Below are 20,877 nucleotides of genomic sequence, written 5' to 3'. Positions count from 1 at the left end.
ATGACAGCCTCCCCGGGCCGGACCGGCACGGTTCAGGAGCGCCCGAGGCGGTCCAGCAGCTCGCCGAGGAGCGCGTGCTCCCCGGCGGTGAGCCCGGTCGAATCCTGCTCCAGCAGGGTCCGCAGCGCCAGCGCGGTGCTGGCGCGGGTCGCCGCCGGGGACTCACCGCGCGCGGTGGTGTCGAGGACGCCGGCGAGTGCGGCCTCCCGCACCCGATTCGAGAGGCCCGGGTCGCGCGCCTCCTCGGGCTGCGTGATCAGGCTGAGGGTGACGCCGACGTTGGCTGCGAGGATCTGCTCGGCCGCGTCGTCGACCGGTACCCGTAGCAGCCCCTGGCGCGCGGCGGCGCCCAGCAGGTCCCGCAGCATGGCGTGGGCGGGCGCGGTGATGGCGCAGGGTCGGCCGGGCTCGACCCGCCCGTAGAGCAGGGCGTAGAAGGTCGGATGTTCCAGTCCGAACCGGACGTGCTCGTCCCAGCCCCGGCGGATGTCGTCCAGCGCGTCCCGGGTGTCGCCGGAGGGCCGCGGCGAGTGGACGTACTGGCTGAAGCCGTGGTTGATCACCGCGTCGATCAGGCCCTGCTTGCTGCCGAAGTGGTGGTAGAGCGTCGGCGCCTGCACCCCGGCGCGCTCGCAGACCGCCCGGGTCGACACGTCACGGTCGCCGGAGCTGTCCATCAGCTCGGCGGCGGCCAGGAGGAGACGGTCCCGGGCATTACCGCTCAGCGCACGACGAGGCATAGCGCTATGGTAACTCATGTAGCGCTACACTATGCTGTGTAGCGTGTATAGCGGCAGAGGGGGAGAGACATGGACGCGGCAGTTCCCAGCGTCATCCGGGACTACTTCGACGCGAGTGCGAGTCGCGACGTCGAGCGCGTCGTCGGCCTGTTCACCGAGGACGCGGTGGTAGTCGACGAGAACGAGACCCGGCGCGGCCGGTCGGAGATCCGGGCCTGGCAGGAGGGGCCGGCGTCGCGGTACGAGTACACGACCGAGCTGCGCCGGGTGGAGCCGGCCGGGGCGGACGCCTTCCTGGTCAGCGGCCGCATCGAGGGGAACTTCCCAGGCGGTACGGCCGACCTGATCTGGCGGTTCACGCTCTCCGGCGACCGGATCAGCCAGCTGGAGATCGCACCCTGACGCCCTCCGCTCCCCAGGACCGGCGAACCGTTTCAGGAAGGGAATCGGGAAGGAAGTCATGAGGACCTGGTTCATCACCGGAGGCACCCCGGGCGGCTTCGGTATGGCGTACGCGGACGTCGTGCTCGGCCGTGGCGACCGGGTGGTGCTGACCGCGCGGCGCCCCGACGAGTTGCGCGACTGGGCGGCGCGGCACGGCGACGACGCGCTCGTCCTGCCCCTGGACGTCACCGACGCCGAGCAGATCCGGCTGGCCGTGGCGGCGGCCGAACGGCGCTTCGGGAGCATCGACGTGCTGGTCAACAACGCCGGACGCGGCTGGTACGGCTCGGTCGAGGGAATGGACGAGGCCGCCGTACGCAACATGTTCGAACTGAACTTCTTCTCGGTGCTACGGGTGACGCGCGCCGTGCTGCCCGGGATGCGGGCCCGGCGCGCCGGCTGCATCGTCAACATGTCCTCGGTTGCCGGCCTGGTCGGTGTACCCGGATTCGGTTTCTACACGGCGGCGAAGTTCGCCGTCGAGGGGCTGACGGAGGTGCTGCGGCAGGAGGTCGCGCCGTTCGGCATCAGGGTGCTCGCGGTGGAGCCCGGCGCTTTCCGCACCCGGGCCTACGCCGGCTTCGCCGACGAGCCGGTCGAGGAGGGCGTCGAGGAGTACCGGTCGATGCTGGCGACCGTGCGGGCCAGCATGATCGAACAGAACGGCCGGCAGCCCGGCGATCCCGTGCGTGGCGTCGAGGCCGTGGTCGCGGCGGTCGACCGCGGCCAGGCCCCGAGGCGCTTGGTGCTGGGCAGCGCGGGGTACGACCGGGTGGCGGACAACCTGGAGGCCATGCTCGCCGAGCTGCGGGCGGACGAGGCGGTCAGCCGGGGCGCGGACTTCCCGGTCGCGGCGGACACCGGGACGGGCACCCGCAGGTGACCGCCCCGCCGGGGTCCGTGCTCGGGACCTTCGCTGGTGGCATGACGGTGGAGTACAGCTAGGCCGCGACGTAGCCGTTGAACACATGGACCCCGTCGTACGCGCCGCTTGAGTTCGCCCGGTTGGTGTTGAAGTACAGTCTGCCTCCGCTGATTCCCACGCCTTCGATCTCGAACTTGGACGAGTACGCCGAGGACGTGATGCGGAAGGAGAGGTCGGTGGCCGCAGGCGCGGTCCCTGTCGTAGTCGGCGACACATTCCGGTAGACAAGCACGATGCTGCGGTTGTCCTTGGTCAGTGGGTAGTAGAGAACCTTCTTGGACGCGTCGTAGAAGAACCCCTGGTTGACGAAGGTCCCCAGGTCGGGCACGGTGGCACCGTTGACGAGGGCACCCTCGACCTGCAAGGTGAACGCTTTCGTCAGGTCGATGGTCCCGGAGCTGGCGCGCAGCGGGAGACTGCCGTTGTAGATCGTCCTGCCACTCTTGAACATGAACGTGATCGCGCTGCTGCTGACCGAGACCCGATTGATCCCGGACGGTGTCGCCACAGCCCCGTTGAGACGAATTTGGTACGACCCGGCGTGGTAGTAGGTGGTGCCGTCGTAGCGGAGCCTGACGAGCTGCGCGCCGCTCGACTTCATGGTGACCACGAACATGTGGTGCTTCCCGTCGATGTCGACGATCGTCATGTCGTTCGCGTGCCCGAGCCAGGTGTTGGTCGACGTGTTGTTGGTGCCGTTCGTCATCACCACTCGCGCGCCGGTGTCCTTGTGGACACGGTAGATGACGGAGACGTCGTCGTAGTTGGTGCGCGTCTTGACCGAGTAGAGGTAGGTGGCTCCGGCGGCGAAGCCCTGTACCCCGGTGCAGCATCCTGTGTCGGGTGTGCTGGCAATGTCGCTGTACGTGTTGTAGTAGGCGGCCTGGGCCGGCTGCCCAGACAGGACCAGAAGGCTGAGAACCATCGCGACCGAAAGCGTCAGTCGTCTAGCGAACCGCATGTCGTCCTCCCCGGACTCCCGACGACCTGAGGCCGGGTGCCTCAGAGATCGCCAAGTGCAGGGTCATTGTGCGGCATCGACGGTCTTGAGATCGACATCTGTCAGGTTGTGCCTGGTGGGTGAGGGTGGCGTGGGCAGCGTGGCCGAGGGCGGGGTCACCGGCTGCGGCGCGGGTCAGGACTCCGGCCTGGCGGGCATCGTCGACATCGGTCGCGGCACCGAGAGGCACGCGGTCTTCAAGGTCAGGGCGTCGGTCTACACCTGTCCGGCGACGCGCCCTCAAGCTGCTCGCGCGGCAGGTCATTTGATCACCCCCGCGTGCGCGGGGAGCAGTCCGGCGTTTCCTCCGGACTCTGCGCCGACACCGGATCACCCCCGCGTGCGCGGGGAGCAGGGCGTCAGCTCCGAGTAGCGCGCGCCGGAGTCCGGATCACCCCCGCGTGCGCGGGGAGCAGCGACGCTCGCCGGGCGCGACCGGGTGCGAGACGGGATCACCCCCGCGTGCGCGGGGAGCAGGGGTCGTACGGCCCGAGGCTGCCGGGCGTGACCGGATCACCCCCACGTGCGCGGGGAGCAGTAGCCGCAGTGCAGGCAGTGCTGCTGGCTGGTGGGATCACCCCCGCGGTGGCGGGGAGCAGAGCGGTCATGCCCGCTGGACGTTCACCCACGAGGGATCACCCCCGCGTGCGCGGGGAGCAGGGCCGACATGATGCGGCTGACGGCGCGGCAGTACGGATCACCCCCGCGTGCGCGGGGAGCAGGAACGCGGCAGCGCCTCCAAGTACGCCGACCAGGGATCACCCCCGCGTGCGCGGGGAGCAGACCACCTCCGTGGAGGAGATCCAAAAGGAGTGGGGATCACCCCCGCGTGCGCGGGGAGCAGGGTGCGTTCGACCTGGGCCACGACCACGGCCTGGGATCACCCCCGCGTGCGCGGGGAGCAGCACCTGGTCGCCGTTGCGGTCGATGACGACGTGGGATCACCCCCGCGTGCGCGGGGAGCAGTGGTGGTGGTCGGCGACGATGCCGCCGTGGCCGGGATCACCCCCGCGTGCGCGGGGAGCAGTGGCCGCACACGGCGGCGGGCCCGACCGGTGACGGATCACCCCCGCGTGCGCGGGGAGCAGGGCACGGATCACCGGCAGCAGCGAGTGAGCGGCCGGATCACCCCCGCGTGCGCGGGGAGCAGGCTCGTGGCTCCAACCCTTCAACGTGGTCTGTAGGGATCACCCCCGCGTGCGCGGGGAGCAGAACGCATCGGTGGGCATCCTCTCCCCGGACCAGGGATCACCCCCGCGTGCGCGGGGAGCAGGTGCTCGCGTCGGTGCGCGTAGCGCGGGGGCTGGGATCACCCCCGCGTGCGCGGGGAGCAGATCGTCATATGTCACGTCGGCCCCGCCGCCTACGGATCACCCCCGCGTGCGCGGGGAGCAGACTTCTTGACCTGAGGCTCTAAAGATCAACTACTGCGTTTTCGTTCACTTTGACTCTCAAGATCAATTTCCCGAGTGGTAGTGGGTGGTTGTTCAGCCTTTAGGCTATCGGTCGTACGTCTGAGGGCTTGCCTGATCTAGGCGGGCGGGCTTGGTGCCACGTAGGACCCCTTGCCCTGCCGGGTGATGATCCAGCCGCGCTCCTCCAGGATCCGGAGGGCGTACCGGACTGGCCACGCGCTCGACTGGTACTGCTCGCGCAGTTCGGCGATAGACGGCAGTTTGTCACCCGGTTGCAGCGTGCCTTCGCGAATCGACGCTGTCACGTCGGCGATGAGCTGCTCGTATAGCGGTGCCTGCGGCATGGTCGTGCCACCTCTCGTCAGCGGCCCGATTTTCGCACCAGGAGTGACACACCGTGCATGCTCTGTTGACTGTGCAGGCACTGCCTTCTAAGTTCCTCCCTGTGAGGTCCTCTCGTCAGCAGGGGAGTGCCTCCCTACCGGGCGGGGTGGTTCCTCCCCGTGCCACCCCGCCCTCTCCTCGTCCCGACCTCGAAGGAGGCACGGATGCGTGAGCGTCCCCATGACGGGCCGCCGCCGACGGCGCGTCCGGTGCCGGGTGCCCGGCCGCCGCACCCCGACGGTGACCGGGTGCCCCATCCGGTCCGCCCGCCCCGTCCGCCGCTGAGCCGCCGGCAGTACGCCTACGGCCTGACGGTCGCGCTGATCATCCTGGTCCTGCTCGTGGTCGGGATCCTTCGGTGAGCGGGGGTCGGCGGTGAACGAGCTACCGGTGGGTCGCCGGGTCGCCCAGTGGCGGGTCCGGCGGAACATGACCCAGCAGCAGTTCGCCGACCGCCTCGGCAGGTCGAAGAGCTGGGTGGACAAGGTCGAGCGCGGGGTGCGCCGGCTGGAGCGGGTGTCCAGTCTCCGCGAGGTCGCCGACGCGCTCCGGATCGACCTGGGGGTGCTACTGACCGACCAGCCCGGCCGACCGGACCCCGCCGCCGCAGGCGTGGAAGGGGTACGCACCGCCCTGTCCCGGTACCACGTCGAGCCGCCGGCCGGGCCGGTCGGCCTGACGGAGTTGCGGGCCCGGCTCGACCATGCGGAGCAAACCTACCGGCACGCCCGCTACCCGCAACTGCTTGCCCTGCTGCCCGGCCTGCTCGACGCCGCCCGCCTCGCGCGGGCCGCACGTCCCGACCGGACGACCGCTGGATTGCTGGTCTCCGGGTATGCCCTCACTGCCCTGGTGCTGGTCAAGGTGGATCAGGGGGAGTTGGCCTGGTTGGCCGCCGACCGGGGGATGGCGCTCGCCCAGGCTACGGGCGACCCGCAGGTCGCCGCCGTGGCCACGGTGTCCCTGGTGCAGGCCCTGCGCCTCGGTGACCGGCGACGTTCGGCGATGGAGGCGGCCGTCGTCGCCGTACACCGGCTGCGGTCGACCCGGCCCGGTGTCCCGGATCCGTGCCTGCTGGGGACGCTGCTGGTCCAGGCCGCGCTCGCTGCCGCCGGCCGGGGGCTGGACCGGGACGCGGAACAGTTGCTCGACCAGGCGGCGGAGGCCGATCGGGAGGCCGGTGCGGGTGCCGTCGGGGCCGGCCGGGCGGCGGTGGAGGCGGCCCGCGTGGTGGTCGAGACGATCCTCGGGGACGCCCCGGCGGCGACGGCCCGGCACGAGCGGTTCACGGCGGGCGGCGGGTGGCGGTGGCTGCCGACCGAGCACCGGGCCGCGTACCTGCTCGACGTGGCCCGCGCGTACGTGCTCGCCGGTGACCTGCGGCGGGCGGGCCGGGCGCTGCTGGACGCCGAACGTACCGCGCGGGGCGAGGTGCACGACCGCCCGGCGGTCCGGGACCTGGTCGCCGTCGTGGCCCGGTCCGCCGCCGCCCCGGCCGACCTGGCCCGCCTCGCCGCCGCCCTGCACGTCACCTGAGCCGGACGGGTGACGGGCGTCAGGTGGTGGCGCCGACCGAGCGGTACACCTCCACGGTGCGTTCGGCGATGGCGTCCCAGGAGAAGTGTTCGACGGCCCGGCGGCGGCCGGCGCGGCCGAACCTCTCCACCCGCTCCGGGTCGGCGAGCAGCGCGTTGACCGCCCCGGCCAGGTCCGCGACGAAACGGTCCGGGTCCAGCGGGGTGCCGCTGCCGTCGGTCGCCTGCTCGATCGGGACGAGCAGCCCGGTCTCGCCGTCGGCGACCACCTCGGGGATGCCGCCGGTAGCGGTCGCCACCACCGCCGTCTCGCAGGCCATCGCCTCCAGGTTGACGATGCCCATCGGCTCGTAGACGGACGGGCAGACGAAGACGGTGGCGTGGGTGAGCACCTGGATCACCTCGTGCTTGGGCAGCATCTCGGCCACCCAGACGACCCCGGACCGCTTCGCCCGCAGCTCGTCGACGAGCCCCTCCACCTCGGCGGCGATCTCCGGGGTGTCGGGCGCGCCGGCCAGCAGCACGAGCTGCGCGTCCGCCGGCAGGTCCCGGGCCGCCCGGAGCAGGTACGGCAGGCCCTTCTGCCGGGTGATCCGCCCGACGTAGACGACGCTGGGGCGGGTCGGGTCGACGCCGAGCCGGGCCAGCACGTCGGTGCCGTGGTCCGGGGCGTACTGCGCGGTGTCGATGCCGTTGTGCACCACCCGGACCTTCGCGGGGTCGACGGCCGGGTACGCGGTCAGCACGTCGCGCATCATGCCGGCGCTCACCGCGATGACCGCGTCGGCGGCCTCGATCGCGGTCCGCTCGCACCAGGAGGAGAGCGCGTACCCGCCGCCGAGCTGTTCGGCCTTCCACGGGCGCAGCGGCTCCAGGCTGTGCACGGTCACCACGTGCGGCACCCCGTGCAGCAGCTTCGCGGTGTGCCCGGCGAGGTTGGCGTACCACGTGTGGCTGTGCACCACGTCGGTGCCGGCGCATCCGGCGGCCATCGCCAGGTCGACGCCCATGGTGCGCAGCGCCGCGTTCGCCCCGGTCAGCTCGACCGGCTCGGGGTACGCGGTGACGCCCGGCTCGGTGCGGGGCGCGCCGAAGCAGTGCACCCGTACGTCGGCCAGTCGGCGCAGCTCACGGGCCAGGTACTCGACGTGCACGCCGGCCCCGCCGTACACCTCCGGCGGGTACTCCCGGGTGAGCAGGTCGACGCGGAGCGGGGTGGTGCCGGCGGCGCGCGGCGACGCGGAGTCGGTCATGCCCGCAATGTAGTGCACGCCGGGCCGCGCCACCCGGTGTAGAACCAGCCGTGAAGTGTGCCCGTACGAGTGGTGGGATCGCACTCGGGTGGTTAGCGTCTGAACATGGCTGAGAAGGTGCTCGCGATCGTCCTGGCCGGTGGGGAGGGCAAGCGCCTGATGCCGCTCACCGCCGACCGGGCCAAGCCCGCCGTGCCGTTTGGCGGGATGTACCGGATGGTGGACTTCGTCCTGTCCAACCTGGCGAACGCCGGGTTCCTCAAGATCGTCGTGCTGACCCAGTACAAGTCCCACTCGCTGGACCGGCACATCACCAAGACCTGGCGGATGTCGACCCTGCTCGGCAACTACGTCACCCCGGTCCCGGCCCAGCAGCGGCGCGGCCCGTGGTGGTTCGCCGGCTCGGCCGACGCGATCTACCAGAGCTTCAACCTGATCTACGACGAGCAGCCGGACTACGTGATCGTCTTCGGCGCGGACCACATCTACCGGATGGACCCCCGGCAGATGGTGGACGAGCACATCGCCTCCGGGGCCGCCGTCACCGTCGCCGGGATCCGACAGCCGCTGTCGATGGCCGACCAGTTCGGCGTGATCGAGGTGGGCGAGGACGGCCGGCGGATCCGCGCGTTCCGGGAGAAGCCCACCGACGCGGTCGGGCTGCCGGACGCCCCCGACCAGATCTACGCCTCGATGGGCAACTACGTCTTCTCGACCAGAGCGCTGATCGAGGCTGTCGAGCGCGACGCGGAGGACAAGACGAGCAAGCACGACATGGGCGGCAGCATCATCCCGATGCTGGTCGAGCGGGGTGAGGCGAACGTCTACGACTTCCGCGACAACGAGGTGCCCGGCAGCACCGACCGGGACCGGGGCTACTGGCGCGACGTGGGGACGCTCGACTCGTTCTACGACGCGCACATGGATCTGATCAACGTCCACCCGATCTTCAACCTCTACAACTTCGAGTGGCCGATCTACACCGGGCAGTTGACCTACCCGCCGGCGAAGTTCGTGCACCAGTGGGGCGAGCGGGTCGGCCGGGCGGTCGCCTCGATGGTCTCGCCGGGCGCGGTGATCTCCGGTTCGTTGGTGGAGAACTCGATCGTCTCTCCGAAGGTGAAGGTGCACTCCTGGGCGCACGTGGACGGCGCGGTGCTGATGGAGGGAGTCGAGATCAGCCGGCACGCGGTCGTCCGCCGGGCCATCCTGGACAAGAACGTGTTCGTCCCCGAGGGCGCCGAGATCGGCGTCGACCTCGAGAAGGACCGGCAGCGCTACACCGTCTCGGACAACGGCATCGTCGTGATCGGCAAGGGTCAACGCGTCGAGGTCTGAGGCACCGCCGTCCCCGTTCCACCCCGTCAGCAGGAGGTTGCAGAAGTGGTCCACGCCCGTGCCGGACAGCCCGCCGAGCCCGCCGACCTGGTCGACGTGCCCCGGCTGGTCACCGCCTACTACGCCGAGCACCCCGATCCGGCCGACCCGGCGCAGCAGGTCTCCTTCGGCACGTCCGGGCACCGTGGGTCGAGCCTGCGCAACGCCTTCAACGAGCACCACATCCTCGCCGTCACCCAGGCGCTCTGCGACTACCGGCGGGCCAACGGCGTCGACGGTCCGCTCTTCCTCGCCCGGGACACCCACGCGCTCTCCGCCCCGGCGGCGGTGACCGCGCTGGAGGTGCTCGCCGCGAACGACGTGACGGTGCTGGTCGACAGCCGGGACGGCTACACCCCGACCCCGGCGCTGTCGCACGCGGTGCTCACCCACAACCGGGGCCGCACCGCGGGGCTCGCCGACGGCATCGTCATCACCCCGTCGCACAACCCACCGGACGACGGCGGGTTCAAGTACAACCCCACCAACGGCGGCCCGGCCGACACCGACGCGACCCGGTGGATCCAGGACCGGGCGAACGCGATCCTCGCCGCCGGGCTCGCCGAGGTGAAGCGGGTGCCGTACGCGCGGGCCCGCGCCGCCGACACCACCGGGGAGTACGACTTCCTCGCCGGCTACGTCGACGACCTGCCCGCCGCGCTGGACATCGCCGCGATCCGGGACGCCGGGGTACGTATCGGCGCGGACCCGCTCGGCGGGGCGAGCGTGGCGTACTGGGGCGAGATCGCCGAGCGGCACAAGCTCGACCTGACCGTGGTGAACCCGACGGTCGACCCGACCTGGCGGTTCATGACCCTCGACGGGGACGGCAAGATCCGGATGGACTGCTCCTCGCCGAACGCGATGGCCTCGCTGATCGCCGCCCGCGCCGACTACCAGGTCTCCACGGGCAACGACGCGGACGCCGACCGGCACGGCATCGTCACCCCGGACGGCGGTCTGCTCAACCCCAACCACTACCTCGCGGTGGCGATCGCCCACCTGTTCCGCACCCGTACCGAGTGGGGGCCGGACGCGGCGGTCGGCAAGACCCTGGTCTCCTCCTCAATGATCGACCGGGTCGCGGCCGACCTTGGGCGACCGTTGCTGGAGGTGCCGGTCGGCTTCAAGTGGTTCGTGCCGGGGCTGCTCGACGGCACGGTCGGCTTCGGCGGCGAGGAGAGCGCCGGGGCGTCGTTCCTGCGCCGGGACGGCAGCACCTGGACCACCGACAAGGACGGCATCCTGCTCTGCCTGCTGGCCGCCGAGATCATCGCCACCACCGGCCGGACGCCGAGCCAGCACTACGCGGACCTGACCGAGCGGTTCGGCGCGCCCGCGTACGCCCGGATCGACGCCCCGGCCAACCGCGAGCAGAAGGCGGTGCTCGGGAAGCTCTCCCCGGAGCAGGTCACCGCGACCGAGCTGGCCGGTGAGCCGATCACCGCGACGCTCACCACCGCGCCGGGCAACGGGGCGTCGATCGGCGGCCTGAAGGTGACCACCGCCTCGGGCTGGTTCGCCGCCCGCCCCTCCGGCACGGAGGACGTCTACAAGATCTACGCCGAGTCGTTCCAGGGTCCGGAGCACCTCACCCGGATCCAGGAGGAGGCGCGGGACCTGGTCTCGACGGTGCTCGGGCAGGGCTGACGCCGTCCCGGTCCCGGGTGCCGGGGACGCGTCACCGCACTGGCCGTCGGCTCGTTGGCCCCTCCGTGGCGTCGACGAGGGGAGCACGACCGTGACCAGGGTGATGACCGTGGTCGGCACCCGGCCGGAGATCATCCGGCTGGCCCGGGTGATGGACCGGCTGGACCGGACCGTGGACCACGTCCTGGTGCACACCGGGCAGAACTGGGACCACTCGCTCTCCGAGGTGTTCTTCAGCGAGCTGCGGCTGCGCCGGCCGGACCGGTTCCTCGACGTGGACACGTCGTCGCTGGGGCGCACCCTCGGCGGCGTGCTGGTCGGCATGGAGCAGGTGCTCGCCGAGGTGCGCCCGGACGCCCTGCTGGTGCTCGGCGACACGAACAGCTGCATCGCCGCGCTGATGGCCCGCCGGATGCGGGTGCCGGTCTACCACATGGAGGCGGGCAACCGCTGCTACGACCTGAACGTGCCGGAGGAGACTAACCGTCGCCTCGTCGACCACGTCGCCGACTTCAACCTGGTCTACACCGAGCACGCCCGACGGAACCTGCTCGCCGAGGGGCTGCACCCGCGCCGGATCCTGCACACCGGATCGCCGATGCGGGAGGTGCTGGAACACTACCGTCCGGACGTCGACGCCTCGACGATCCTCGACCAGCTCGGCCTGGCCCCGGGTGGGTACTTCCTGGTCAGCGCGCACCGGGAGGAGAACGTCGACGCCCCCGCCCGGCTCGGCCGGCTGCTGGACTGCCTGCGGGCGGTCCGGGACGAGTGGGGCCTGCCGGTGCTGGTCTCCACCCACCCCCGGACCCGCAAGCGGCTGGAGACGCTCGCCCCGGACGACAGCACCCTGGACGGGATCACGTTCCACGAGCCGTTCGGCCTCTTCGACTACGTCCGGCTCCAGCTCGGGGCCGGGTGCACCCTCTCGGACAGCGGGACGATCAGCGAGGAGGCGGCGATCCTCGGGTTCCCGGCGGTGACGCTGCGCGAGTCGATCGAGCGCCCCGAGGCGCTGGACGCCGGGGGCATCATCATGACCGGACTGGACCCGGCCGGCGTGGTGGAGGCGGTTTGGGTGACCGTCGACCAGGTGACGGCCGACGGGGTGCCCTGCCCGGCCGACTACCGGGTGCCGGACACCTCCCGTCGGGTGGTCGACTTCGTCCTCTCCACGGTCCGCCGGCATCACGACTGGGCCGGTGTCCGCCGCTGACCCACTTCCTGCCCGGATCCCGCCCACCCCGCCCCGTCCCGCCCGGCCCGGCCTTGTCCGCCCGACGGCCCGTCTTGCCGGGCGGTCGGGCGATGATCGACTCCGATTGCGGCATCTTGGGGTGTCGGAGGGACCGGGACACCCCAAGATGCCGCATGTCGCGTCGATCATCGGCCCGGGAAGGGCCGAGGAGGGCCGGGGAGGGCCCCGCCCCTGGTGGGGACCACCGGGGCCGGGGCCGGGCGGGAAAGGTAGGTCAGGGGCGGGGGCGGCCGAGCAGGTGGGTCAGTGAGCGGGCGACCAGGTCGTTCCGGGCGGCCGGGGCCAGCCCTTCCAGCCCGAACCCGAGGTAGACGGTGTCGGCGGTGACCACCGCCGCGCCCTCCTCGAAGGCCCGCTGGCTACGTGACCAGTCGTTCGAGGCGGGCAGCGAACCGGGCGGCGGCCCGGAAACCGTCCAGCCGCCCAGGTCGGCGGTCTCGAACGAGGTCTCCGCGACGGTGGCCCCGTCGACGATCACCCGGGCGTCGTCCAGGAAGACGCCGAGCCCCTGGGTGCCCCAGTCCGAGACGTACGAGATCGCCACCTCGACCTGCTTGCCGGCGTACGCCGACAGGTCGACCGAGAACTCCTTCCAGCCGTTGGAGGCCCCGGTGGCGGCGTGCCACTGCCCGGTGCTGCCGGTCGGCGAGCAGTCCGCGCCCTGGTAGTGCAGGAGGAACGGGTGCAGCTCGGTGGCCAGGCCGCTCTCGCAGCTGTCCCCGGTGTCGGTGCTGGTCTTGCCGTTGCGGTCCGGCAGGGTGGTCCAGTCGTCGGTGCCCACCTCGTGCGCCTCGACGATCATGAAGTCCCAGTTCGGCTCGATGTCGTACGAGGCGAAGAAGCGCAGCTCACCGCTGGTGGCCGAGGTCAGGTCGACGGTCCGGGTGAGCCGCTTGTACGCCTCGTCGGCCCGCCCGCTGTAGACGTACCAGTCGCCGGTGCGGGGGTCGAAGGGCGCGCCGCCGGGGCGGACCCAGTCCACCGTCGTGGTGGAGGAGAACTGCGGGAACTGGTCCGGCGGCAGGAAGCTCGACGTGCTGAGCAGGGACGCCGTGTGGTCCTGGTTGCCGGCCGAACCGGGGGCGTTCAGGGTGCCCTGGAAGCCGGCGAACGCCCCCTCGGAGCCCCGCACCGGGTACGGGGTGCCGTCCGCGCTGCCGCCGTCGCTGACGTAGTTGTACGCGCCCAGCCAGTACTGGAGGAAGTCGTTCGACAGCGGCAGGCAGGTGGGGTCGTCCGGATCGGCGCACTCGGCGGGCCCGGTCGGCTGGTAGGCGTACGCCCCGTCGCCTGCCTGCGCGTAGAGCGCGTACTTTCCGCTGACCAGCACCTTGCCGCCCTCGTTGAGGTAGTCCCGGACGGCCAGCTCGGTCTCGGCCGCCGCCCGGGCCGCCGTGCCGGGGACCTGGCCGGGGGAGCGGGGGATGACGTCGTCGCCGGTCTCCCAGACCACCGCCCGGTAGTGCGACAGCACGCCCAGGTGGTGCGGGGCCGTCCGGCCCATCGCGTCGAGGTCGTAGACGTCGCTGGTGCGTCCGGCGGCGGTCAGCGCGGCGGTCACCTCGTCGGCGTACTTCGCGCCGGTGCCGTCCTGCTCGGGGCTGAGGCCGGTGACGTCCTCGGCGGCCAGCACCAGCACCTCGCCGCCGATGTCGGTGTGCACCCGGTAGGTGAAGTGCTCGCTGGCGACCACGCCCCGGCCGCGCTTGGTGCCGGTGAACCAGACCTCCACCCGGTCACCCGGCCGGGCTCCGGTGACCGTGCCGCGCAGCTCGGCGTAGTAGTCGTCGTGGGTGTCGCCGTACCGTTCGCCGCCGCGCCACTCGCGGACCGCGACGGTCTTCGGTCGGCCGCCGTTGACCGTGTAGTGCATCCGCACGTTGCCCAGGGCCCGCCGGGTGATCGCGGCGACCTGCTGGGTGCGGCCGTACGAGGTGTCGAAGGCGTCGACCACGAAGTCCGGGGTGCTCCGGCCGACCACCGAGACCGGGTCGTCCGGGTCGTGGGTGGACTGTGCGACGGCGAGCGCGAACGGCAGGTTCTTCGCCACCTCGGCGGCGATCAGCTTCTCGTCGTCGGGGAAGACGAAGCCGCTCACGCAGTCCTCGGGACGCCACTGGTCGTCCGGGTCGGACGCGGCGGCGACCTGGCAGGTGGACATCTCCGGGGTGAAGCCGAGCGCGCCGTACCGCGCGACGGCGTGCGCGTCGGTGTCGCCGTTGGCGACGTACAGCTCGGCGGAGAGGTCCGGGTCGTAGCCGGGGACGGCCGGGTGGTCGTCGTCGCCGACCATCGCCTGGTAGATCACGTCGTCCGGGGTGGGGGTGGCGACCTGCCAGCCGAGGCCGTAGAGCAGCAGGTTCGCCGCCGAGTGGTAGTTGACGAAGAACTCGAAGCCGACCCGGCGGAAGAGCCGGTCCAGGGCCTGGGTCTCCGGCTCGGAGTTGGGGCCGGGACCACGGTAGGTGTCGCTGGCCGGATCCGGTGAGGAGCCCTCGTTGTCGTAGCCCCACCGGAAGGCGTAGTTGCGGTTCAGGTCGACCCCGTCGACGGCGGTGATCTTCCCGTCGCCGTCGTTGTCGCGCAGGTTCTTGCGCCACAGCCGGTTGCCGGGGGTGAAGGTGTGGTCGTAGCCGTCGGGGTTGGCCACCGGCAGGAACCACAGCTCGGTGGTGTCCACCAGCCGGGTGATCGCCCGGTCGCGGCCGTAGTTGTCCAGGACGTGGTGCATCAGCCGCCGGGTCATCTCCGGAGTGATCCACTCCCGGGCGTGCTGGGTGCTGGCGTAGAGCACCGCCGGCCGTCGGCCGTCCGGCACGGTCCGGGCGTTCTTGGTGACCTTGACGGCGAGGATCGGCTTGCCCTGGTGGGTGCGGCCGATGGTCTCCACCTTGGTCAGCTTCGGGTGGCGCGCGGCGGTGGCGGTGATCTCGTCCCGGATGCCACCCGGCGCGGAGTACGGGCGGAACACCGTCGGGCCGTCGGCGGCCTGCTCGCGCAGCGCCCGGGAGGCGTCCCGGCCGTCGACCTGCTTGACCCGGAGCGGGATGCCGCTGCTGGTCAGCCGGTCGGCCTGCCGGCGACTCAGCACGGTCTCGACCGTGGTGGTGCCGCCGGGGCCGGTGCCCCGGTGGTCGTGGCCGAGGTCGACGCCGGCCGCCCGCAGCTGTTCGAGCTGCCGCGGGTTCACCGTGCCGACGTACACCTCCAGGCTGTCGTCGCGACCGGCCGCCTCGGACGGGGGCCGCGCGCTCACCGGAGCGGTCAGCGCCACTGCGCCGACCAGGGTGAACACGCCGACGACCGCCAGTCGTGTGCGCCTCATCGCGCTCCCTTCGGTGGGGAAGGACCTCTGCTGGCGAGCCTTCCGGAATCGCTTTACGCATGTCAATGAGTCGATCGGATCGTCACTGCGCCCGGCCCGGTTCGTTGGCCGAAGCGGAGACATAGGAGCTGATCACGACATGCGCGCGACCGAGACGTACCACCCACCACCCCGGCCGGGGGTGGGGGTCGGCCGGGTTCGTGAGCTGGCCCGCCGCCGACCGCAGCCCGGCCGCCGGTGGTTGGTGTTCCTCCTGCTGGCCGGCTACGTCGTCCTGTTGCACCACGTGTACCAGCACGAGGTCGCGCCACTGTTCGAGTACCTGAACCTGGTGTACCGCGCGCCCGACCCGTGGAACTACGGCCTGGCGCTCGGCATGCTCGGGCTGGTCGCCCTGGCGATGCCGCAGCGGATCCGCCAGCCGTCGGACTTCGTCCTCTGGATCCTGTTCGTGACGGTGGTGACGCCCAGCATCGTGGTTCCGCAGTACGCCGACATCCTGCCGGCCGCCGCGTCGCTGGAACTCGCGGCGGTGGTGGCGGCGGTCTTCCTGCTGGTGATCTGGGGCGCGAGGATCGGCCCGTCGTGGACGCTGCGGATCAGAGGGGTCCACGTTCTCGACGTCTGGTCGATCGTGGTGGTCCTCTCCCTCCTCACCTACGTCTACATGGCGGCGACCGCCGGGCTGAGCTTCCGTCTGGTGGGCCTCGGTGACGTGTGGGAGATCCGGTCGGCGTACCGCGACCAGGTCGCCGCCAGTGGCCCCGTGCTGGGGTATCTGGTCCGGCTCCAGGGCAACGTGCTCAATCCGCTGCTCATGGCCCGGGGGCTCTACGCGCGGCGGTGGACGATGGTGCTGCTGGGCGGGGTCGGCCAGATCCCGATCTTCGCGGCCACCGGGTTCAAGCTGACCCTGCTCTCGATTCCCGCGATCCTCGTCCTCGCCCTGCTCTTCCGCTGGCGGGCCCGGCCCCGGGCGTGGACGATCCTGGCCGGCGTCGTCGCGGCCATCGTGGCCGCGCTGGTGGCCGACGCGCTGCTGGACTCCCTGCTCTACACCCAGGTCTTCGTCAACCGGATGTTCCTCGCGCCGGGTGTGGCCACCGCCGCGCACGTGATGGTCTTCGACGGTCTGCCGAAGGCGCGGTGGGGGTACAGCTTCCTCCGGCCGTTCGTCGACTACCCGTACGACCAGGTGCCCGACCACATGGTCGGCGCGGTGATGTTCGGGCGGCCCGAGACCTCGGCGAACGCCAGCCTCTTCGGCGACGGCTACAGCAACCTGGGGTACGGGGGCGTGCTCATCGAGGCGGTCGTCCTCGTCCTGCTGCTCTGGGCGGTCGACGGCGCGGCCCGGCACCTGCCGCTGCGCGTGAGTGCCGCGATTCTGCTGGTGCCCAGCATCGCGCTGGCCAACGTGAGCGTCTTCACCAGCATCCTGTCGAACGGCTTCGCCTACGCGATCGTGCTGATGGCCTGTCTGCCGGCCGTGGGATGGACCCGTGGCGAGTCCGGGCGGGAAAGACACTCCGCGTCGGGCCCCGCCCGATCCGTACCTTATTGAGGCTTTTTGTCGTTGTGGGGGAGTGCGCGCCGGACAGGAGGGGAGGCGCGATGAGCGTCGGGCACGAGAGCTCGCCGCCGTTCGTGCCCGACCGCGCCGGACGCCGGCCACCCACGGTGCGGCCGGCCGCCGCCGTGGCGCCCGCGACGACCGACGTGTGCGTCGGGGCGCGTGACGTCGCGATGGTGCTGCCCGTCGTCGCCTTTCCCGCGGCCACCGCGTTGGACGCCTCGGGCGTGCCGACCGATCTGGCGAGGTCCCTGGTCGGCGGGGCCGTTCCGCTGGGGCATGTGCTCCTCTACGTCGACCTCGCCGCCGTCGCGGTGCTGATCGTGGTGACCTGGGCCGCCCGGGGCTTCCGGGCGCCGGCGGGAGCGTTGCCGTTCCTCGTGCTGTTCCTGTCGTTCCTGCCCGGCTTCGCGTTGACGTCGATCGGTGGGTACCAGTCCGGCAAGACGTTGCAGATGCTGACCACCACCCCGGCGTTCGTCGTCGCCGCGCTCCTCGTGGTGGACCGGCCGGCCCGGCGGATGGCGCTGCTCTGGGCCAGCGCGGGCATCGGGGTGCTCGTCGCGCTGCTGGCGATGGCCCGGCCGGATCCGGCCTACCAGGCTCTCGACACGGTCGTCCTGGCCGGCACCGTCTCGATCACCACGGCCCGGCTCATCGGGTACGGCGTGGTGGGCCTGCTCTGTCTGGGGGTCCTGGTGCGCCGGTTGCGGCTGGTGGCGCTGCTCGGTGCGGTGGCGCTCGCCGTGCCGCTGCTGATGACGGGCTCCCGGGGGCCGCTCGTCGCGTTGGCCCTCGCCAGCCTGGTTCTCGCCGTCACCGTCAGGGGCGCCCGGCGCTGGCGGCTGCTGCCGCCGCTGGCCGGGCTGGTCGGTGTCACCGCCCTGACCGCCGCGACGGTCCTGCCGGAGGCGTTGACGTCACGCTTCGCGGTGCTCTGGGGCGGGCCGCTGGACGCTTCCGCGGAGATCCGCGTGATGCTCTCCCGGCTGGCCGCCGAGGTCTTCCTGGAACGCCCGCTCGGACTGGGCTGGGGCGGCTTCGGCTCGGTGGTGCCGGGCGGCTCGCTGTTCGTCCTGCCCGGCCTCGAGGACGCCATCTACCCGCACAACCTGCCGCTCGAAGTGGCGGTGGAGGGCGGTCTCGTCGCGTTGGCCGGGCTGGTGCTGCTGCTGGTGACCGCCGGCCGGACGCTGTGGCGGTTCCGGACGGATCCCTCCGTGGTCGCTGCCGCCGCCCTGCTGACCTTCGCCTTCGTCAACTCGCTGTTCAGCGCGGACCTCAACGGCAACTACCTGGTGTGGGTGTTCGCCGCCGCCGTACTGGCCGCCCAAGGACAGACGTCGCGGCGTGACCGGCCGGACCGGGCGGGTGGGCCGAACTGGGCGGGTCGGGTGGCGGTGGTGCCGCCCCCGCAGGCCCGGGCCCGATGAGGCGACCCGCCGTGGCGCTGCCCGTGCCGAGCCGGGACCGCGTGCAGACGGCCGCGCTCATGATGTCGGCGCAGGCGGTGAACCTGGCCGGCATCCTGCTGGTCACCCGTCTCTACACCCCGGCCGCGTTCGGTCGCTACGCGGCGGTGGCGGCGGTGGCGGCGGTGGCCGGTGGAGCCGGGGCGCTGCGCCTCGACGTGGCCGCCGCGACCGCCGCCACCGAGCGGGACGCCACGCTGCTCCTGCGGATCGCCGCCCGGCTCAACGGCGTCGTCGGGGTCGTCGTGGCGCTCCTCGCGGTGGCCTGGGCGGCGGTCGTCGGCGACCTCGACCGTCCCGCGTTCGTCGAGGCGGTCGCGCTCGGCGCGCTGACCACGGCCCTGGGCCTGTCCGGCACGATGGTCTACGCCCGGGTCCGGGACCGCCGCTACCGTCTGGTGGCGGTGGTGAAGCTGGTCACCACGCTGGTGCAGGGCGTCGCGATGGTGGCCTTCGCGCTGCTCGGTGACCGCTCGGCGACGGTGTTGCTGGCCGCCACGGCCCTGGGCTACGCGACCGGCGCGCTGCTGCTGTTCCGCCCGCGTCCGCCGGCCGCCGGAGTCGGTGTCCGGGACGTGCTGCGGCGGCACCGGCCGTTCATGACCGCCTCCGCCCCGGCGAGCCTGATCAACGGCCTGACCCTCAACGTCCCACTGTTCGTCGCCGCGGCCGTGAGCAGTGTCGCCGCAGCGGACCTGGCCCTGGCCCTGCGGGTCGGCGCGCTGCCGTCGGCGCTCCTCGGTCAGGCCCTGATGCCCATCCTGTTCGGCGAGATCGCCCACCAGTTGCGGTCCTCGCCCCGGCGTGCCCGCGCCAGCTACGACCGTGCGCTGGCCGGACTCTCGGTCGCCGGCGTCGTGCTGTTGACGGGGCTCGCGGTCGGCACGCACCTCGCCGCGCCGCTCGTGTTCGGCGCGGAGTGGGCCGGCGCGGCGACGGTGCTGCTGCTCCTGTTGCCGTTCCTGGTCGGGCAGTTCGCCGTCGTCCCGCTCAGCCAGACGCTCGCCGGCACCGGCGGCAACCGGCAGCAACTGCTCTGGGACGTCGGACGACTGCTGACGACCGGGCTGGTCTTCCTGCCGACCCTGGCCGGCTGGATCAGCTGGTCGACGTCCCTGCTGTCGTTCTCCCTCGCGATGGCCGGGTGGTACGGCGGGCACGTCCTGTTGACCCGCGCGGCCCTGACCCGCGCCCGTCCCGTCGAGGACCGGCCGGCGTCCGGCACCACCCCCACGAACCCTTACGGAGGAGACATGATCGTTGACGCAGACGTGATCACTACCGCGCACTGGCGGCTGCGGGCGCCGACGGTGGCGTCGGCGGGCCGGACGGTGTGCGTGCCCACCGTCCACCCGGTCGGCGACCGGCGGGTGCTCCGGTGCGCCCAGGCGGTGCTGGACGCCGGCTTCGACGTCCACCTGATCTGGCTCGGGGGCGAGCCGGGCGAGTCCCGCCCCCACCCCCGGGTACGGGAGACCCGGCTGCCCGAACCGACCTCGGCGCGGCAGCGGCTGCGGCTGGTGCCGGCGGTCGCGGCGGTGGCCGAACGGACCCACGCCGACCTGTGGCACATCCACGACTACTACCTGCTGCCGCGCGCCCGGCGCTGGTCCCGCCGCACCGGGCGACCGGTGCTGTACGACGTCCACGAGTACTACCCCGAGTACTACTCGCAGCGGTTCGCCGCCCCCGCGCCGGTGCAGCACGCCGCGCGCCGGCTCGTGGCCGGGGCGGAGCGGTGGTACGCCGGCCGCCTGGGGGCCGCCAACGCGGTCAGCGAGCAGTTGGCAGACCGGTTCCGGGCGCTCGGGCTGCCCGCCGTGGCCACGCCGAACTACCCGTCGGCCGACGCCTTCGCCCGACCGGCCCGGCCACTCACCCCGGACCTGCTGCGCCGGGTCGTCCACACCGGCAGCCTGACCACCGACTACGGGGCTGACGTGCTCGTCGGCCTGGCCGTGGAGTTGGCGCGGCGGGCACCCGACGTGGAGGTGCTGGCCGTCTCCCGGTTCCCCAGCGAGGCCGCCCGGCGGCGGTTCACCGAGGCGGTGGCGCGGGCGGGCCACCCGACGAACCTGAGGATGCTGGACCCGGTGCCGGCACACGAGGTGGCGGACCTGCTGGCCACCTGCGGCATCGGCCTGTCCCTGATGCAGGACGTCGGGGAGGCCCGGCTCTCGGTCAACTCCAAGTTCTACGAGTACGCGATCATGGGGCTGGCGGTGGTCACCTCGGACCTGCCCGCCGCCCGTCACTTCGTCGAGGAGCACGCGGTGGGGCGCTGCGTGCCACCGGCCAGCCCCGACCGTTTCGCCCAGGCGATCACCGACCTCCTCGCCGACGCCGAGGCGACCTGCGCCGCCGTGGACCGGGCCGCCGCGCGGGCCCGCGACGAGTTGTCCTGGGAACGGACCTGCGCGCCGCGACTGCGGGCGATCGTCCGTCACCTGCTGGACGTGGGGGACGGGCTGCCCGGTCAGGCCGTTCCCCGGCCCACCTCGGTCGGCGTCGACCGGCCGTAGCGGG

The 20,877-nt window shown here is 72.2% G+C and carries 15 protein-coding genes and 1 CRISPR repeat array; of the genes, 10 read left to right on the top strand and 5 right to left on the bottom strand.

Annotated features, from left to right (window positions below; genetic code table 11):
• Positions 1-32: 32 nt before the first annotated feature.
• Positions 33-740, bottom strand: a complete 708-nt coding sequence (locus GA0070618_RS00455; protein ID WP_088979848.1) for a TetR/AcrR family transcriptional regulator — start codon at positions 738-740, stop codon at positions 33-35.
• 69 nt (positions 741-809) lie between these two features.
• On the opposite strand from GA0070618_RS00455, the gene GA0070618_RS00450 reads away from it, so the two are divergent.
• Positions 810-1,142, top strand: coding sequence for a nuclear transport factor 2 family protein (locus GA0070618_RS00450; RefSeq protein WP_088979847.1), 333 nt, complete (start codon positions 810-812; stop codon positions 1,140-1,142).
• 58 nt (positions 1,143-1,200) lie between these two features.
• Positions 1,201-2,067, top strand: a complete 867-nt coding sequence (locus GA0070618_RS00445) for an oxidoreductase (RefSeq protein ID WP_088979846.1) — start codon at positions 1,201-1,203, stop codon at positions 2,065-2,067.
• 58 nt (positions 2,068-2,125) lie between these two features.
• Here GA0070618_RS00445 and GA0070618_RS00440 read toward each other — a convergent pair whose 3' ends face one another.
• Both GA0070618_RS00440 and GA0070618_RS00435 read right to left on the bottom strand, forming a co-directional pair.
• Positions 2,126-3,070 carry a hypothetical protein gene (locus GA0070618_RS00440; protein ID WP_143740294.1) on the bottom strand — a complete coding sequence of 315 codons (945 nt, stop codon included), beginning with the start codon at positions 3,068-3,070 and terminating at the stop codon, positions 2,126-2,128.
• Positions 3,071-3,375: 305 nt separating this feature from the next.
• Positions 3,376-4,504: a CRISPR direct-repeat array (repeat unit 28 nt; unit sequence GGATCACCCCCGCGTGCGCGGGGAGCAG).
• Between the two features lie 136 nt (positions 4,505-4,640).
• Positions 4,641-4,868 carry a winged helix-turn-helix domain-containing protein gene (locus GA0070618_RS00435; RefSeq protein WP_088979844.1) on the bottom strand — a complete coding sequence of 76 codons (228 nt, stop codon included), beginning with the start codon at positions 4,866-4,868 and terminating at the stop codon, positions 4,641-4,643.
• A gap of 204 nt (positions 4,869-5,072) precedes the next feature.
• Between GA0070618_RS00435 and GA0070618_RS33230 the strand changes: the two genes are divergently transcribed.
• Positions 5,073-5,270, top strand: coding sequence for a hypothetical protein (locus GA0070618_RS33230; RefSeq protein ID WP_094977958.1), 198 nt, complete (start codon positions 5,073-5,075; stop codon positions 5,268-5,270).
• 13 nt (positions 5,271-5,283) lie between these two features.
• On the top strand, positions 5,284-6,444 hold the full coding sequence (locus GA0070618_RS00430; RefSeq protein WP_231931548.1) for a helix-turn-helix domain-containing protein: 1,161 nt from the start codon (positions 5,284-5,286) through the stop codon (positions 6,442-6,444).
• A 19-nt stretch (positions 6,445-6,463) separates the two neighbouring features.
• On the opposite strand, the gene glgA is transcribed toward GA0070618_RS00430, so the two are convergent.
• Positions 6,464-7,696 (bottom strand): glycogen synthase, encoded by a 1,233-nt coding sequence (gene glgA / locus GA0070618_RS00425; RefSeq protein ID WP_088979843.1) that lies wholly within the window; start codon positions 7,694-7,696, stop codon positions 6,464-6,466.
• A 105-nt stretch (positions 7,697-7,801) separates the two neighbouring features.
• On the opposite strand from glgA, the gene glgC reads away from it, so the two are divergent.
• The 3 genes from glgC (at position 7,802) to wecB (ending at position 11,939) form a co-directional block, all read left to right on the top strand.
• On the top strand, positions 7,802-9,034 hold the full coding sequence (glgC, locus tag GA0070618_RS00420; protein WP_088979842.1) for a glucose-1-phosphate adenylyltransferase: 1,233 nt from the start codon (positions 7,802-7,804) through the stop codon (positions 9,032-9,034).
• A 45-nt stretch (positions 9,035-9,079) separates the two neighbouring features.
• The gene (pgm, locus tag GA0070618_RS00415; RefSeq protein ID WP_088979841.1) at positions 9,080-10,723 is read left to right on the top strand and encodes a phosphoglucomutase (alpha-D-glucose-1,6-bisphosphate-dependent); all 1,644 of its coding nucleotides are present in this window, start codon (positions 9,080-9,082) and stop codon (positions 10,721-10,723) included.
• Positions 10,724-10,814: 91 nt separating this feature from the next.
• Entirely contained in the window at positions 10,815-11,939 is a 1,125-nt protein-coding gene (gene wecB / locus GA0070618_RS00410) for a non-hydrolyzing UDP-N-acetylglucosamine 2-epimerase (protein WP_088979840.1), read from the top strand.
• Between the two features lie 256 nt (positions 11,940-12,195).
• Here wecB and GA0070618_RS00405 read toward each other — a convergent pair whose 3' ends face one another.
• A complete protein-coding gene (locus GA0070618_RS00405) occupies positions 12,196-15,306 on the bottom strand; it encodes a M14 family metallopeptidase (RefSeq protein WP_088979839.1) in 3,111 nt (1,036 codons plus the stop codon).
• A 139-nt stretch (positions 15,307-15,445) separates the two neighbouring features.
• Here GA0070618_RS00405 and GA0070618_RS00400 point away from each other — a divergent pair, with 139 nt between their 5' ends.
• The 3 genes from GA0070618_RS00400 to GA0070618_RS35105 are packed head-to-tail and all read left to right on the top strand — an operon-like array spanning position 15,446 to position 20,873.
• Positions 15,446-16,870, top strand: a complete 1,425-nt coding sequence (locus tag GA0070618_RS00400) for a hypothetical protein (protein WP_088979838.1) — start codon at positions 15,446-15,448, stop codon at positions 16,868-16,870.
• A 50-nt stretch (positions 16,871-16,920) separates the two neighbouring features.
• The gene (locus GA0070618_RS00395) at positions 16,921-18,312 is read left to right on the top strand and encodes an O-antigen ligase family protein (RefSeq protein WP_088979837.1); all 1,392 of its coding nucleotides are present in this window, start codon (positions 16,921-16,923) and stop codon (positions 18,310-18,312) included.
• Positions 18,313-18,323: 11 nt separating this feature from the next.
• Positions 18,324-20,873 (top strand): glycosyltransferase, encoded by a 2,550-nt coding sequence (locus tag GA0070618_RS35105; protein WP_269148465.1) that lies wholly within the window; start codon positions 18,324-18,326, stop codon positions 20,871-20,873.
• Positions 20,874-20,877: the final 4 nt, after the last annotated feature.

It is taken from the genome of Micromonospora echinospora (assembly GCF_900091495.1).
GTDB classification, from domain to species: domain Bacteria; phylum Actinomycetota; class Actinomycetes; order Mycobacteriales; family Micromonosporaceae; genus Micromonospora; species Micromonospora echinospora.
Note: the sequence above shows the minus strand (reverse complement) of the source record. Positions and strands in the feature narration are given on the sequence as shown.